Below are 14,167 nucleotides of genomic sequence, written 5' to 3'. Positions count from 1 at the left end.
GATGGCACACAAGAAGGCAGGCGGCTCCAGCCGCAACGGACGCGACTCTGCCGGACGCCGGCTCGGCGTCAAGAAGTTCGGCGGCGAGGCGGTGATCCCCGGCAACATCATCATCCGTCAGCGCGGTACCAAGTGGTGGCCGGGCGACGGTGTGGGCCTGGGGCGCGACCACACCATCTTTGCCACCGAAGAGGGCAAGGTGACGTTCCACAAGGGCCTCAAGGGCCGCACGTTCGTATCGGTCATGCCCGCCGCCGAAGCCGCCGAGTAACGGCCGTTTCGGAGACTGACGCGAAGGGGGATCGGCGTGGGCCGGTCCCCCTTTTCTCATTCGGGATAGGCCCGCGATGGATGCCGCCGTCATTTTTGCCCTGAGGGCCGCCGCGGCCCCGGGCGGCCCGATCTGCTTACAGAACGCGGCTATTTCGCCGGTGGCCGTGCTCCTTGGGATATGGCGGGGTGTACCCGCCGGGGCTGGGGTGCCGCGGCACAGACGCCCGGTCGTCCGGCCCTGCCGGTCCGAACCGGCGGACCGGCTGCCGCGGCCGTCGCCCGGCGATGCTTCCGGGTTGCCGGAATGACGGGGGACATCGCCCATCTGCGAAGCGCCAGATTGTGGCTGCGCCCGCTGCGGCCCGACGATGCGCCGGCCCTGGTTGCGGGCGCGGGAAACTACGACGTCTCGCGATGGCTGGCGGTGGTGCCGTTCCCCTACGGCCTTGAGGACGCGCGGAATTTCCTTGCGTCGCGCATGGCCGAGCCGCGGATCGCCTGGGCCGTCTGCGAGGGTCCGGACAGCCCGGCCTGCGGTGTGATCTCGATCCGGGAGGAGCTTGGCTACTGGTTCGCGCGGCACGTCTGGGGCAAGGGCTACGGGGTCGAGGCCGGCGACGCGGTCATCGACGCCGCCTTTTGCGATCCGACGCGGCGCGCGATCCGGGCGTCGCACATGCTGGCGAACACCCGCTCCGCCCGGGTTCTGGACAAGCTGGGCTTTCGCGCGACCGGAGAGGGACGGCGCCGGTTCCGCGCCCTGGGACAGGACGCGCCGGTCCGGCTGATGGAGATGACCCGCGCCGACTGGGTGGCGCGCCGCCGCTACCGGCTGCGGACGGCGCGTCTGGCGCTGCGCGAGTTGCGGGACGGCGACCTGCCCGCGCTCCGGCGGATCGGCGGGCACCCGGAGGTGGCGCGGCAACTACTCTCCGTCGTCTCGCCATGGCCCGAAGATGCCGCGCGCCGCTGGCTTGCCCATGGCCGCTATCGCGGACGTCCCGGCTTTCGGGCCGGCATCTGACGGCGGGGCCGGCTGATCGGCACGCTCTACATGGGCGCGGCGCCTGGCGGAGGGCCGGCGACCTGCGCATGGTTCCTGGACCCCGCGCATTGGGGGCAGGGCTACGTGGCCGAGGCGGCGCACGCCTTTCTGGCCGACACGATGGACCGGTTCGGCATCGCCACCCTGTGGGCCGATCACTTCGCGGACAATCCGGCGTCGGGGCGGGTGATGGAGAAGCTGGGCTTCGTGCGCACCGGCACCGGCACCGGCACCTCTGCCGCGCGGCTTGAGCCGGCGCCGATCGTGGTCTATCGGCTGGACCGCGCCAATCTGAAAGGCCGCCCATGAAGTTTCTCGATCTTGTCAGGGTCACCATCCGTTCCGGCTCGGGCGGCAGCGGGGCCGCATCGTTCCGGCGCGAGAAATACATCGAATACGGCGGACCGGACGGCGGCGACGGCGGCCGCGGCGGCGATGTCGTGGTCGAGGCCGTGGACGGGCTGAACACGCTGATCGACTTCCGCTACCAGCAGCACTTCTTCGCCAGAAACGGCCAGCACGGCATGGGCAAGCAGCGGACCGGCGCGGACGGCGCCGACATCGTGCTGCGCGTTCCGGTGGGCACCGAGATCCTGGACGAGGATGAGGAGACGGTGATCGCCGATCTGACCGAGATCGGCCAGCGTGTCACCCTTGCAACGGGAGGCAACGGCGGCTGGGGCAACCTGCGGTTCAAGTCCTCCACCAACCAGGCGCCGCGTCGCGCCAATCCCGGCCAGCCGGGCGTCGAGCGCGAGATCTGGCTGCGGCTCAAGCTGATCGCCGATGCCGGTCTGCTGGGGCTGCCCAACGCCGGCAAGTCCACCTTTCTGGCCGCTACATCGAACGCGCGGCCCAAGATCGCGGATTATCCGTTCACCACGCTGCATCCGAACCTGGGCGTCGTCGCCGTGGACGGGGCCGAATTCCTGGTCGCCGACATCCCCGGCCTGATTGCCGGCGCCCATGAGGGCAAGGGCATCGGCGACCGGTTCCTGGGCCATGTGGAACGCTGCGCGGTGCTGCTGCATCTGGTGGATGGCACGTCCCCGGATGTGGCCGGCGATTGGCAAACGATCATCGACGAGCTGCGCGCCTACGGCGGTGCCTTGGCCGACAAGCCGCGCGTCACGGCCTTGAACAAGATCGACGCGCTCGACGACGATGAGCGCGCCGCGGTCCGCGCCGCGTTGGAAGAGGTCGCGGGCCCGGTGATGACGATGTCCGGCGTCAGCCGCGAAGGGGTTACGGAGGTCCTGCGCACGGTCCGTGCCCGGATCTCCGACGACCGGATCCGCCAGTCCCGCGCCGAAAAGGATGACGCACCGTGGCAGCCCTGAGGCTTGCCCATGCGCGGCGGCTGGTGGTCAAGGTCGGCTCGGCCCTGCTGGTCGACCGGATCACGGGCGATCTGAACGTGGCCTGGCTGGAGAGCCTCTGCGCCGACGTGGCCCGGATGAAGGCGCGCGGGACGGATGTGGTGCTGGTGTCGTCCGGCTCCATCGCGCTGGGACGGGGCCGGCTGGGACTTGGCGCCGGTGCGCTGCCGCTGGAGCAGGCCCAGGCGGCGGCGGCGGCAGGGCAGATCCGCCTCGCCCGCGCCTATGAGGAGGCGCTGGCGCCCCACGGGCTGACCGCCGCGCAGATCCTGCTGACCCTGGACGACACCGCGAACCGGCGCCGCTATCTCAATGCGCGTGCGACGCTGGCCACGCTGCTGGGCCTTGGCGCGGTGCCTATCGTGAACGAGAACGACACCGTCGCGACCGATGAGATCCGCTTTGGAGACAACGACCGGCTTGCCGCGCAGATCGCGGTGACGGTGGGGGCGGATCAACTGGTGCTGCTGTCGGATGTGGACGGGCTCTATACCGCGAACCCGCAGATCGACCCGGCCGCGCAACATCTGCCGGTGGTCGAGGCGATCACGCCCGAGATCGAGGCGATGGCCGGCGGTGCCGCATCGCCGCATTCCAAGGGCGGGATGCGGACCAAGATCATGGCCGCACGGACGGCGACCGCGGCGGGCTGCGCGCTGGCCATCACCGGCGGCGCGCCGCTGAACCCGCTGCGGCGGCTGGAGGACGGGGCGCGGGCCACGTGGATCCTGCCGCAGACCGACCCCCGGACCGCGCGCAAGGCCTGGATCGCGGCGATGAAGCCCAGCGGCACGCTCATGGTCGACGCAGGTGCCGCGCGGGCGCTGGCGCAGGGCAAGTCGCTTTTGCCCGCCGGGGTGACGGCGGTGGAGGGACGCTTTGACCGGGGCGACCCTGTGTCTATCGCCGGCGCGGACGGCGCGGTTCTCGGCTTCGGCCTTGCGCGCTATACGGCGGCGGAGGCCCGCGCCATCGCCGGGCGACGCTCGGCCGAGATCGAGGCGGTGCTGGGCTATCCGGGACGCGCCGCGCTGGTCCACCGGGACGACATGGCCCTGTGACGGGCGGCAGCGGCTCTGCTATAGCGGCGCAGAGGAGGTCCGCGATGAAGGATCACAACGATATCGACGCCGTCATGGCCGGAATCGGGCGCCGCGCCCGTGCGGCCGCGACGGTGCTCTCCACCGCCGCGCCGCAGGCCAAGCGTGCCGCCCTGGAGCACGCCGCCGACCGGTTGACCGCGCGTATGGCGGACATCCTGGAGGCCAATTCGCAAGACATGGACGCCGGGCGGGACAAGGGTCTGACGCCGGCCATGCTGGACCGGCTGCTGCTCGACCGCGGACGGGTCGAGGCGATCGCCGCCTCGCTCCGGGCGGTCGCCGTGCAGGAGGATCCAGTCGGCCAGGTCATCGCCGAATGGGAGCGTCCGAACGGCCTGACGATCCAGCGCGTCCGAACGCCTCTGGGCGTGGTCGGCGTGATCTACGAAAGCCGTCCGAACGTGACCGCCGATGCCGGAGCGCTCTGCCTGAAATCGGGAAATGCGGTGATCCTCCGCGGCGGGTCGGAGAGCTTTCACAGCTCTGCCGCGATCCACGCCTGCCTGGTCGAGGGGCTGTCCCACGCGGGTCTGCCGCAGGACGCGATCCAGCGCGTGCCCACCCGCGACCGCGCCGCAGTGGCACAGATGCTGACCATGACCGACAGCATCGACGTGATCGTGCCCCGTGGCGGCAAGGGGCTCGTCGGCCTGATCCAGCGCGACGCAAGGGTTCCGGTCTTCGCCCACCTGGAGGGGATCGTGCATGTCTATATCGATACCGCCGCGGACCCGGAGGTGGCGCTGAAGGTGGTCGTCAACGCCAAGACACGGCGCACCGGCATCTGCGGCGCGGCCGAATGCCTGCTGGTTCACAAGGACGTGGCCGACACGATCGGTCAGGGCGTCATCCGCGCGTTGATCGACAGGGGCGTCGAGGTCCGTGCCGACGCGACCCTGGCCGCGATCGGTGGCACCACAGCGGCCTCCGAAGACGACTGGGGACGGGAATATCTGGACAGCATCATCGCCGCCCGGACAGTCGAGAATATGGACGCCGCCATCGCCCATATCCGCCGCTACGGATCGGACCACACCGACTGCATCGTGACCGCCGATCCGGTCGCGGCGGAGCGGTTCCTGAACGAGGTCGACAGCGCCATCGTCATGCTCAACGCCTCGACCCAGTTCGCGGATGGCGGTGAGTTCGGGATGGGCGCAGAGATCGGCATCGCCACGGGACGGCTCCATGCGCGGGGCCCGGTGGGGGCCGAACAGCTCACGTCGTTCAAGTACAAGGTCCGGGGCGACGGCGCCGTCAGGACGTGATGCACCGTCTCAGGCGGTGAACTCCAGGCGCTGCGCCCCCTTCGACACCGTGATGCGGCGGTCCAGATCCGATGCGGCCATGCGGGCCAGGGGCAGATGGATCTCTGACGCGCCGGGCAGGGGGCCGGCGGGGTCGCGCAAATGGTCGAGCAGCGACAGGTCCTCCCGCATCCGGGGCGCGGTCAGGACGACATTGACGCGGTTCTGCGCCGTGACCACGCGCACGTCGCCGCCAAAGGGAAGGCAGCTTTCGGCGACCAGCAGCAGCAGGATGGCAAGCTTGCCCTCGCGGCGGGGCAATTGCTCCGGGGGCGACCATTCGACCCGCATCCGCCGGTCCGCCCCCACCGTACGCGCGACGGTCAAAAGCTCGGACCGGGACAGCATCTGGCCGGGTTCCGCCGCGCCGAAGGCGATGCGGAACATTCGCACCCGCGTGTTGGCGGCGGTCACCGAATCCGAGATCAGGGACATTTCCGCACTGTCGCCCATGCCCGACATCTGCAACAATTCCACCCCGTTGCCGATTGCGCCGAGCGGGCTGATAAGATCGTGACAGATCCTTGACCCCAGAAGGGCGTTGAGTTGCGCGGATTCTGTCTGTGTCATGGGCGGACCTCCGGAGGGGATAGGGATATGTCTGAGATGAACGCGCTGCTCGAACCGGGTATGATCGTGCGCCATCCCGACCGGCCCGACTGGGGGGACGGGCAGGTCCAGTCCAATATCGGCGGCATCGTCACGGTCATGTTCCGGGATGCGGGCAAGGTGGTCATCGACGGTCGGCGCATCGAACTGATCCCGGTGTTCTGATCCACGTCTCTGGACGTTTCCGCACTACAGTGGAAACGGTAAAGATTCTGTCAACCGTTCCGGGCATCCGGTGCGGTTGCCTCCCCCTCGGGCGCGTCCTAGAGACCTTTCCATGAGTGTCGGCAGCCCTCGACCATGACCGAGCCCGCGTTTTCCGTGTCGATGGCGGCGGACGACGCCGATGTGGCCGCAGCGCAACGGCTGCGCTACCGGGTCTTCGTCGAGGAACTGGGCGGCGACGGTCCGCTGGTGGACCATCGGGCGCGCCGCGAGCGCGATCCCTTCGACCCGGTCTGCCGGCATCTGGTCCTGCGCGACATGACGCGGCCAGAGGGCGACCGGGTGGTGGGCGCCTACCGGCTGCTGGACCAGGCCGGCGCTGCCAGGATCGGTCGCTTCTACAGTGAGGACGAATACGACCTGTCCGCGCTCCGGACCTCGGGGCGGCGGCTGCTGGAACTCGGCCGGTCCTGCCTCCACCCGGAGTATCGCGGCGGGTTGGCCATGTACCACCTGTGGAACGCGCTGGCCGAGGTCATCCGGGCCGACGGCATCGACATCCTCTTCGGCGTGGCGTCGTTCCACGGCACGGATGTCACGCGCCTGGCCGGCCCGCTGTCGATCCTGCACCACCGCCACCGGGCGCCGGCCGCGTTGCGTCCCGTCGCCCGGCCCCCCCAGGGCATCGCGATGGATCTTCTGGCAGAGGACCGCATCGACCGGCCGGCCGCGATGCGCCGGATGCCGGCACTGATCAAGGCGTATCTGCGCCTGGGCGGCACGGTCGGGCAGGGGGCCTGGGTGGACCATCAGTTCAACACCACCGACATCTGCCTTCTGGTCGAGACGGACAGGCTGACGGATCGCGGCCGCGCGATCTACGCCAGACCGCGGCCGTGACGACCTGGCGTGCGCAGACCCCGCCCAAGGCACCCCGGATCGGTGCCGCCGGATGGGCGCGGACGGTCCTGCGCGGCGTGCCGCTGGCGGTCTGGATCTTCGGGATGCTGGGGCTCCACATGCTGCTGCGGCTGGTCGAGCGCCCGCTTTTCGGCGAGCGGCGGCCGGTGACGCCGTGGATCACGGTGGCGGTGTGCCGCGGCGCTCTGGCCATCATGGGCATGGGTCGCGCCGTGCGCGGTCCACGCATGTCGGGGCCGGGCGCGATGGTGGCCAATCATGGATCGTGGCTCGACATCTTCGCGCTGAACGCCTGCGAGCCGCTGTATTTCGTCTCCAAGGCAGAGGTCGCGGGCTGGCCGGGGATCGGCCTTCTGGCGCGGGCGACGGGGACGGTGTTCATCCGCCGCGACAGGCGGGAGGCGGGGGCGCAGCAGAAGGTCCTGGCGCGCCGGCTGGGCCTTGGTCACCGGTTGCTGGTCTTTCCGGAGGGCACTTCGACGGATACCCTCCGCGTGCTGCCCTTCAAGGCCACGCTCTTCGGCGCGTTCGTCTCCGATGGCCTGCGCGACACGCTGTCGGTGCAGCCGATCACGGTCGTCTATCATCCGCCCAAAGGTGCGGAGCCGCAATTCTACGGCTGGTGGGGCGACATGGAGTTCGCACCCCACTTGATCAAGCTGCTGGCGCGCCCGGGGCACGGCCGGGTAGAGGTGATCCGCCATGCGCCCATAGCCGTGTCCAGCATGTCCGACCGCAAGGCGTTGGCGCAGCGGGCGGAGGAGACGGTGCGCGCAGGACTTGAGTCGGCGCGGCCAGAGGCCGTCGGGCACGGGTAGAGCGCGGCTGCTATCAGGCGCGGCGCGATCCGTTTGCGCGAATGCTGCGGCTCGGACAGCTTCGCGACGAGCGCGGCGGTGCCGGCGTCGATATGCGCCGGGCGGGATGCGCGCGGGCGCGGCCGAGGATGAGAGGAAGTCATCGAAACTGTCGGGCGACTGGCGGCGGAGCGCCCCCAATCGCGCATCGCGGGCGTGATGTGGCCCGCGGCGGTTGCCGCGTCCACGCGGGCCTCGGCCTCGTGGACGGACATGCGGGCGGACCGGTCGGGATGGGCGCGCATCCGCTCGGCGACGGCTGCGGCGGGCACGGAGCGGGCCGGGTCGGGAGCGGCGCGGTTCTCGGCTGTCATCCCGTCCAGGGCGGCGCGGATCGCGTCGATGCCTGCATCCCCGGGCCGAGGGCGGCGGCGATCCGGGCGCGGCCGGTCGGTCGGGTCCCGGGGTCCATGGCGGTCTTTCGGCGGGACTGGGCGGTGCGGTCGAGGGTCGTCGCGCGGACCAGACCCGCGCCCTCGACGCGCGGGATCTTGCCGTCGGGGCGTGGGTGGAGACGGGGCTCGGGCAGCGGTCCTCCCGCGCGGAGATCGTCGCGCGCGCCCGCGCCGTCCGCCCGTCGCGGCCCCGGAGCCCGTCCGGCCCGGCGACCGGTTCCCCGATCCAGCCCGCGGCCGGGACCGGCCCGTTCTTGCGAAGCGCGAGGTGGACCGAGGGGTGCGCATGGTCCACGGACGGGTCCACACCCCGGTCGCGGGTGCGCCGGATGACCGCGGCCGGATCGTCCGTCCGGTCGCGCCGCCCGGCACGGCTTGCCGGAGCGATGTTCGCGCCGGTGCTCCTCGGGCGTTGTGGCGGGCGGCTTGAACGGAGTGTTTCGGGGGCGTTGAACATCCCCTTCAAGGGCGGATGCAAGAGCGGCGCGAGCGGTGGCCAGCGCGGCTGCGGCCTCATCCAGAGCGGCGAGGGCCTTAGTCATCGGATCGGGCGTATCGGTCACGTCTTGGCTCTATTGGTAGGGCGGCACGGGAGACGCGCCGACCGGGATGAGGTGGACGGGCCGGGTCCGCGCCGTGCCGTCCGGCAGGCGCTGCGCTTGGCGGATGGCGGTCCGGCCGGCCATGGTCGGCCCGCCGGGAACGGCGTCACGACCGGCTCGGCCGTCGCCTTGCGGGGGTGGAACCGGATCCACCCGACCCCGACCCCGGCCCCGGCATCGCGGGCGCGGTCCTCCATCTCCCGCCGGTCTCGGTCATCTCGGTATCGAGGATGTGCAGCGCGCCGTCTTCCAGCTCCGGCGGGACGACCACGGTGTTCGGCGGGACGCCCGGGATGCGGCCCTTGCCGCGCGGGCGCCTCATCGCGGTGCGGGCGGAGACCTCGTTCCGGACCCGTGCGCGGGGCCTTCGAGGCGAAGCCGAGATGCCACGGGCCGAAGCCCGCATGCACCCGCGCGCGGACGCCGCAGAGGAATTCGCCGGTCATGAAGACATGCGCATCGCCGGGGCGGTTGATCGCGTCGAACCCGTCCCGGTCGAGCCGTGGATCCGGTCACACCCGCCATGTGAACGCGCGTCGCGCGGGGCGTGCTCTTCCGACAGGTCGAGCTTGCCTCTGGCGACATGCAGCAGCGCGATCTGCCGCCTGGTGATGCTCATGGCGCGGCCTTTCGGCACGTCGCGCCCGGCGAAGAGCCCGTCATCAGCCTGCTTCAGAATGAACGCAATCTGCTGTTCGCTGAACCTCGATTTCTTCGTCGATCTTACTCGTTCTGCCTGCCGGCGACATTACGAGAATTTTCCCAGTTTCAGCGGTCCAGTTTTCCGGAAGCAGCTCAGACAGGGCGCGGAACGCGCCGGGCGAGCTTCGGAAGCTTTGTCCGCAGTGTGAGAAGCGCAAGATCGCCCGCGAGAACCGGCTTGCCGCCAGCCTCTTCGATAAGGCCGCGCAGTCATTCCGCACCTTCGGGCGCGAGCGCCTGCGCCCGTCAACCATCAGAGTCAGGCCGAGCGACAATTCAGTGTCGCAGGCGAGTTCCGTGCGGATGCGGGCCAGGCTCTTGCCGATGGAATTGCCGCCGGTGATCGCGCGATACACCACTTCGGCAACGCCGGTGGGTTCTCCCTCTCCCGCGGCGGCCGAGAAGGACAAGCTCTTCCCCGTTTCCCTTGCGGAAGCGACGAACCGCCATGGTCTTTTCGCAGCCCGGAACCCCGGCGATCGTTGCCAAGGTGACGCCCCCGCTCGTGGGACAGTTGCGCCAGCGAACGCATGATGCGTCGAGCGGTCGGGGTGTTGACGAAGTCACCGGGCACGCCCCGGATCGGCAGGCTGAATTGTCCACGGGGTCGCGACACACCAGGTGCACGCGCTCGGCCGGGCGCCTTCGCAGCCTCAGCCCAGCGCGGCCGCGAAGGCGCCGCGGTAGATCGCGCTCAGCTCCGCCAGGGGCGCGGAGGCCCGGCCCAGGGTCACGGTATCGCCGCCGAACCGACCCACGGTGCGAACCGGCACGCCGGCCTTGGCGGCGGCGGTCATCAACGCCTCGGCCGCGTCGAACGGACAGGCAAGCAGATAGCGGGCCTGGTCCTCACCGAAGAGCGATGCGGTGCGTTTCTTCTTGTCGATGGTCACGCCGATCCCGGCGGCCTCGGCCATCTCGAAGGCGGCCAGCGCCAGGCCGCCGTCGGACAGATCCGTGGCCGCATTCACCAGCCCGCGATTGCGCAGCACGAACTCACCGTGGCGCCGCTCGGCCCGGAGGTCCACCGGCGGAGGGGGACCGTCGCGGCGGCCGAAGGCGATGTCCAGCAGCGCCGAGCGGCCCAGATGGCCATGCGTCTTGCCGACCACCAGCGCCAGATCGCCGTCGCGGGGCAGGCCCGGGATCATCTGGGAGACGTCCTCGATCAGGCCGACGGCACCGATGGTAGGAGTGGGCAGGATGCCCGAGCCGTCGGTCTCGTTGTAGAGCGACACGTTGCCCGACACGATCGGCATGTCCAGCGCCGCGCAGGCCGCGGCGATCCCCTTTATGGCGCCGACGAACTGACCCATGATTTCCGGCTTCTCCGGGTTGCCGAAATTCATGTTATCCGTCGCGGCCAACGGCCAGGCACCCACGGAAACGAGGTTGCGGTAGGCCTCGGCCACGGCCTGTTTGCCGCCCTCGCGCGGGTCGGCGACCACGTAGCGGGGCGTCACGTCGGAGGTGAAGGCCAGCGCCTTGGCGGTGCCGTGGACGCGGATCACCCCGGCGCCCAGGCCCGGCGCCCGGATCGTGTCGGCCATCACCTGGCTGTCGTATTGCTCATAGACCCAGTGGCGGGAGGCGTGGGCGGGGTGGGAAATCAGCGCCTTGAGCCCTTCGATCGGGTCGATCTTCGGCGCGTTCTCCAGCGGGGCGGGGGCCGGGGTCTCCACCCAGGGGCGGTCGTATTCCGGGGCCGCGCCCGACAGGGTGGAAAGCGGCAGGTTGGCCATTTCCGTGCCGCCGTGGAGGACGATGAAACGATCCTCGGGGATGGTCTCACCCACGATGGCGAAGTCGAGATCCCATTTGTCGAACACCGCGCGGGCGGTCGCCTCCTTGGCCGGGTCGAGCACCATGAGCATCCGTTCCTGGGATTCGCTCAGCATCATCTCATAGGCCGTCATGCCCGGCTCTCGCTGGGGCACGGCGTCCAGATCGAGCCGCACGCCCAGGCCGCCCTTGTCGCCCATCTCCACCGCCGAGCAGGTCAGACCGGCCGCGCCCATGTCCTGGATGGCGACCACGGCGCCGGTGGCCATGAGCTCAAGGCAGGCCTCCATCAACCGCTTTTCTGTGAACGGATCGCCGACCTGCACGGTGGGGCGCTTGTCCTCTATGGTGTCGTCGAATTCGGCAGAGGCCATGGTGGCGCCGCCGACCCCGTCGCGGCCGGTCCTGGCGCCCAGATAGACCACCGGCAGGCCGACGCCGGAGGCGGCCGAATAGAAGATCCGGTCCGCGTCGGCGAGCCCTGCGGCGAAGGCGTTGACCAGGCAATTGCCGTTGTAGGACGGATCGAACCGGATCTCTCCGCCCACGGTGGGCACGCCGAAGGCGTTGCCGTAGCCGCCGATGCCGTCCACCACGCCATGGACGAGCTGTCGCGTCCTGGGGTGCGACACGTCTCCGAAGCTCAGCGCGTTCATGGCGGCGATGGGACGCGCCCCCATGGTGAACACGTCGCGCAGGATACCGCCCACGCCGGTCGCGGCGCCCTGGTACGGCTCGATATAGGAGGGGTGGTTGTGGCTCTCCATCTTGAAGATCACTGCCTGCCCGTCGCCGATATCCACCACGCCGGCGTTCTCTCCGGGGCCGCAGATGACCTGAGGGCCGGTCGTGGGCAAGGTGCGGAGCCATTTCTTCGAGGATTTGTACGAGCAGTGCTCGTTCCACATCGCCGAGAAGATCCCGAGCTCGGTAAAGGTCGGGCTACGGCCGATGATCTCCAGGATCCGCGCGTATTCGTCCGGTTTCAGCCCGTGCGCGGCGACGAGGTCTTCGGTGATCTGCGGCTCGGTCATTCTGTCCCCCGGTGGATTGCCGCGGGTCTTAGTGCATCGGCGAAGGCTGGGGAAGGGCGGGGCCGTCGGTGCGGGTTCCGCGGGCCTGTGGTCCGGTCGGCCTGCGGTGCGGCGGGCCGGGTGCCTGCTCCGCAGGTTTGGATGATAGATCCCGAAGTTTTGGATCATCGTCTTCCAGACCTTGGCGACCTGTAGAACGTTTGACCTGCCACGGGATTTGTTCTCCACCGTTGATGAGAGTCCGGCCCGCTCAAGGACGGACAATGGAGCGAACGAGAGTCACGGACGAACGGATCGTCGGCATACCGGCCGGCCGCGAAGCTGGCGCGACGTTCGCTGACCCGTGCCGCAAGCACGGCATGTCGGAAGGCGCCTTTTGCAACTGGAAGGCCAGGTCCGGTGGCCTGACGGCGTCGGAAGCCAGGCGGCGGAAGGCGCCCGGGGATGAGAACGCGACGTTGAAGAAGCTGCTGGCCGGGCAGATGCTGGGCTTGGCGGCGATGAAGGAGCTGGTTTCAAGAAAGCGGTGGCGCCTGCCGTCACGCGCGAGGCGGTCGCGCATCCGGGCTCTCGGAACGGCGGGCGTGCCGGATGGCCGGGGCGGATCGCAAGACGGTCCGCGACGTGGCGCGGCGTGCTCCGGACACGGAGCCGCGCGGTCGGCTGCGGGACGTGGCGCATGAGCGCCGCCGGTTTGGCTGTCGGCGGCTCTTCGTCTCATTGCGCCGCGAGGGCGAGCCGTCCGGGATCTATCGGCTCTACCGCGAAGAGGGATCGACGGTGCGCGCACGGAAAGCCCGGCGCAAGGCCGTCGGAACACGGGCACCGATCCCGGTCGAGGCGCGGCCCCTCCCGTCGTTTGCCGCGCAAACGACTGCCGGTCGACGGGATCGCCGGATTTCGTGCGTGACCCGTTCGCCAATGGCCAGCGCTTCCGGGCGCTCGATGGGGTCGACGACGTCGCCCGTGAGTGTCTCGCCGCGATCCCGTCCGCCATCGGCCCCGGACCGGTGGCGGCCCGATGGCTCACCCTCGATCTCGGGGCGCCGTGCTGGCCGCCTCGATCGAGCGGCGCGGCAAGCCCGGCATGTCCAACGCCCAGATCATCAGCCACCTGCTTGCGCGTCAGCCCGCTGGTCAGCGCAATACGCACCGCATCCTGGCGGAATTCGTCCGTCCGTTTCAATCCCATAGTTCGTCTCCTTTGTTGCAGTAAATGCTATCAAAGGAGCGGCATCAAACCGCGACAGGTCCATGGCGACATGATGGCACCGGTGGTCTGTTCCTCGGCTAGAGCCTTGGGTGGATACGGCCGAGCAACACCGAGCCCGAACCGGACAATGGTCGTCTTTGTCAGGCCATGGGAGTGGAGGTAATCGAGAGCCTCCGGTGTCTTGTCGAGAAGGCGTTGCCCTGGCGTGCGAGTCTGCATTGATGGGCGCCGCGTCCGAACTCGGCGGACGCCGAGCTGCCTGCCGGGTGGTCCCGACCATCTGGAGCCTGGGCGATGCGCCGAGCAACTCGCCCAGGTAGGTGATCGCGGTGACGAGGTCGGCGCCCTTCACTTCCGTGGCGGCGTCGATGAGGCTTCCGTGTTGAAGCGCTCCACCCGGGTTGTAGTCGACGAAACGGCCCGCATATCGACCGCTGGTCTTGATCTGGCAGCTCTGCCCCTGACCCCCGCGGATATCGGCAAGACGATAGCTCTGGCTTGAGCGATCGAAGACGGCATCGCCACCGTAAAGATCCTTGAGAACCCGCGATATATTTGCCTCGTGCTTCAGCAGGTCCTTGATCTCTTCGACGTCGTAGCGGCGCGATGACATGGTCTGCATCGCCTCCGTTGTCGGGTGATCCGCATCGACGATGCGCGTGGCGCCCTCTGTTCGACATCGAACAGGAAGGCCGCCGCGCAGCCGAAGTTGCTGGTGGTCTTGATGATATGAGTTGCCATGATGTGGCGCACGGCATGTGGACCGTGAAGCTGGAGGCC

14 protein-coding genes and 4 pseudogenes are annotated in these 14,167 nt (G+C 69.5%); 10 read left to right on the top strand and 8 right to left on the bottom strand.

What is annotated here, in order from left to right:
* Position 1 precedes the first annotated feature (1 nt).
* The 6 genes from rpmA to KW83_RS01250 all read left to right on the top strand — a co-directional run bounded on the left by rpmA (position 2) and on the right by KW83_RS01250 (position 5,068).
* The gene (gene rpmA / locus KW83_RS01275) at positions 2 to 271 is read left to right on the top strand and encodes a 50S ribosomal protein L27 (RefSeq protein ID WP_036173402.1); all 270 of its coding nucleotides are present in this window, start codon (positions 2 to 4) and stop codon (positions 269 to 271) included.
* Between the two features lie 306 nt (positions 272 to 577).
* The gene (locus KW83_RS18945) at positions 578 to 1,297 is read left to right on the top strand and encodes a GNAT family N-acetyltransferase (RefSeq protein ID WP_051928099.1); all 720 of its coding nucleotides are present in this window, start codon (positions 578 to 580) and stop codon (positions 1,295 to 1,297) included.
* 12 nt (positions 1,298 to 1,309) lie between these two features.
* Entirely contained in the window at positions 1,310 to 1,627 is a 318-nt protein-coding gene (locus tag KW83_RS01265; RefSeq protein WP_327203953.1) for a GNAT family N-acetyltransferase, read from the top strand.
* Positions 1,624 to 2,658 carry a GTPase ObgE gene (gene obgE / locus KW83_RS01260; protein ID WP_036173400.1) on the top strand — a complete coding sequence of 345 codons (1,035 nt, stop codon included), beginning with the start codon at positions 1,624 to 1,626 and terminating at the stop codon, positions 2,656 to 2,658. Before KW83_RS01265 ends, obgE begins: the two co-directional genes overlap by 4 nt.
* Positions 2,646 to 3,758, top strand: a complete 1,113-nt coding sequence (gene proB, locus KW83_RS01255) for a glutamate 5-kinase (RefSeq protein ID WP_036173398.1) — start codon at positions 2,646 to 2,648, stop codon at positions 3,756 to 3,758. The genes obgE and proB overlap by 13 nt, the downstream gene beginning before the upstream one ends.
* A 44-nt stretch (positions 3,759 to 3,802) precedes the next feature.
* The gene (locus KW83_RS01250; protein ID WP_036173390.1) at positions 3,803 to 5,068 is read left to right on the top strand and encodes a glutamate-5-semialdehyde dehydrogenase; all 1,266 of its coding nucleotides are present in this window, start codon (positions 3,803 to 3,805) and stop codon (positions 5,066 to 5,068) included.
* Positions 5,069 to 5,077: 9 nt separating this feature from the next.
* On the opposite strand, the gene KW83_RS01245 is transcribed toward KW83_RS01250, so the two are convergent.
* Positions 5,078 to 5,677 (bottom strand): histidine phosphotransferase family protein, encoded by a 600-nt coding sequence (locus KW83_RS01245; RefSeq protein ID WP_036173388.1) that lies wholly within the window; start codon positions 5,675 to 5,677, stop codon positions 5,078 to 5,080.
* Positions 5,678 to 5,704: 27 nt separating this feature from the next.
* On the opposite strand from KW83_RS01245, the gene KW83_RS19515 reads away from it, so the two are divergent.
* From KW83_RS19515 to KW83_RS01235, 3 genes are all read left to right on the top strand, one after another.
* A complete protein-coding gene (locus KW83_RS19515; protein ID WP_081904393.1) occupies positions 5,705 to 5,881 on the top strand; it encodes a DUF3553 domain-containing protein in 177 nt (58 codons plus the stop codon).
* 135 nt (positions 5,882 to 6,016) lie between these two features.
* The gene (locus KW83_RS01240) at positions 6,017 to 6,781 is read left to right on the top strand and encodes a GNAT family N-acetyltransferase (protein WP_036173386.1); all 765 of its coding nucleotides are present in this window, start codon (positions 6,017 to 6,019) and stop codon (positions 6,779 to 6,781) included.
* Positions 6,778 to 7,620: a lysophospholipid acyltransferase family protein gene (locus KW83_RS01235; RefSeq protein ID WP_036173384.1), complete on the top strand. Its 843-nt coding sequence runs from the start codon at positions 6,778 to 6,780 to the stop codon at positions 7,618 to 7,620. The genes KW83_RS01240 and KW83_RS01235 overlap by 4 nt, the downstream gene beginning before the upstream one ends.
* A 167-nt stretch (positions 7,621 to 7,787) precedes the next feature.
* On the opposite strand, the pseudogene KW83_RS21795 reads toward KW83_RS01235, so the two are convergent.
* The 6 genes and pseudogenes from KW83_RS21795 to purL all read right to left on the bottom strand — a co-directional run.
* Positions 7,788 to 7,994: pseudogene (locus KW83_RS21795) on the bottom strand (phage protease); the annotation flags it as partial.
* A 172-nt stretch (positions 7,995 to 8,166) separates the two neighbouring features.
* Positions 8,167 to 8,511: pseudogene (locus KW83_RS21790) on the bottom strand (phage protease); the annotation flags it as partial.
* A gap of 102 nt (positions 8,512 to 8,613) precedes the next feature.
* Entirely contained in the window at positions 8,614 to 9,102 is a 489-nt protein-coding gene (locus KW83_RS21785; RefSeq protein WP_152563439.1) for a hypothetical protein, read from the bottom strand.
* Positions 9,099 to 9,275 carry a hypothetical protein gene (locus KW83_RS20845; protein ID WP_161785431.1) on the bottom strand — a complete coding sequence of 59 codons (177 nt, stop codon included), beginning with the start codon at positions 9,273 to 9,275 and terminating at the stop codon, positions 9,099 to 9,101. The genes KW83_RS21785 and KW83_RS20845 overlap by 4 nt, the downstream gene beginning before the upstream one ends.
* Before the next feature lie 43 nt (positions 9,276 to 9,318).
* Positions 9,319 to 9,768 carry a hypothetical protein gene (locus tag KW83_RS20350; protein WP_152563438.1) on the bottom strand — a complete coding sequence of 150 codons (450 nt, stop codon included), beginning with the start codon at positions 9,766 to 9,768 and terminating at the stop codon, positions 9,319 to 9,321.
* Positions 9,769 to 10,011: 243 nt separating this feature from the next.
* On the bottom strand, positions 10,012 to 12,174 hold the full coding sequence (gene purL / locus KW83_RS01225) for a phosphoribosylformylglycinamidine synthase subunit PurL (protein ID WP_036173379.1): 2,163 nt from the start codon (positions 12,172 to 12,174) through the stop codon (positions 10,012 to 10,014).
* Positions 12,175 to 12,437: 263 nt separating this feature from the next.
* Between purL and KW83_RS19505 the strand changes: the two are divergent.
* Positions 12,438 to 13,205, top strand: a pseudogene (locus KW83_RS19505) (transposase); the annotation flags it as partial.
* 47 nt (positions 13,206 to 13,252) lie between these two features.
* Here the strand turns inward: KW83_RS19505 and KW83_RS19500 are convergent.
* Positions 13,253 to 13,366 (bottom strand): annotated as a pseudogene (locus KW83_RS19500) (IS3 family transposase); the annotation flags it as partial.
* Positions 13,367 to 14,167: the final 801 nt, after the last annotated feature.

Source organism: Palleronia rufa (genome assembly GCF_000743715.1).
In the GTDB taxonomy this organism is placed as follows: Bacteria; Pseudomonadota; Alphaproteobacteria; order Rhodobacterales; family Rhodobacteraceae; genus Palleronia; species Palleronia rufa.
Note: the sequence above shows the minus strand (reverse complement) of the source record. Positions and strands in the feature narration are given on the sequence as shown.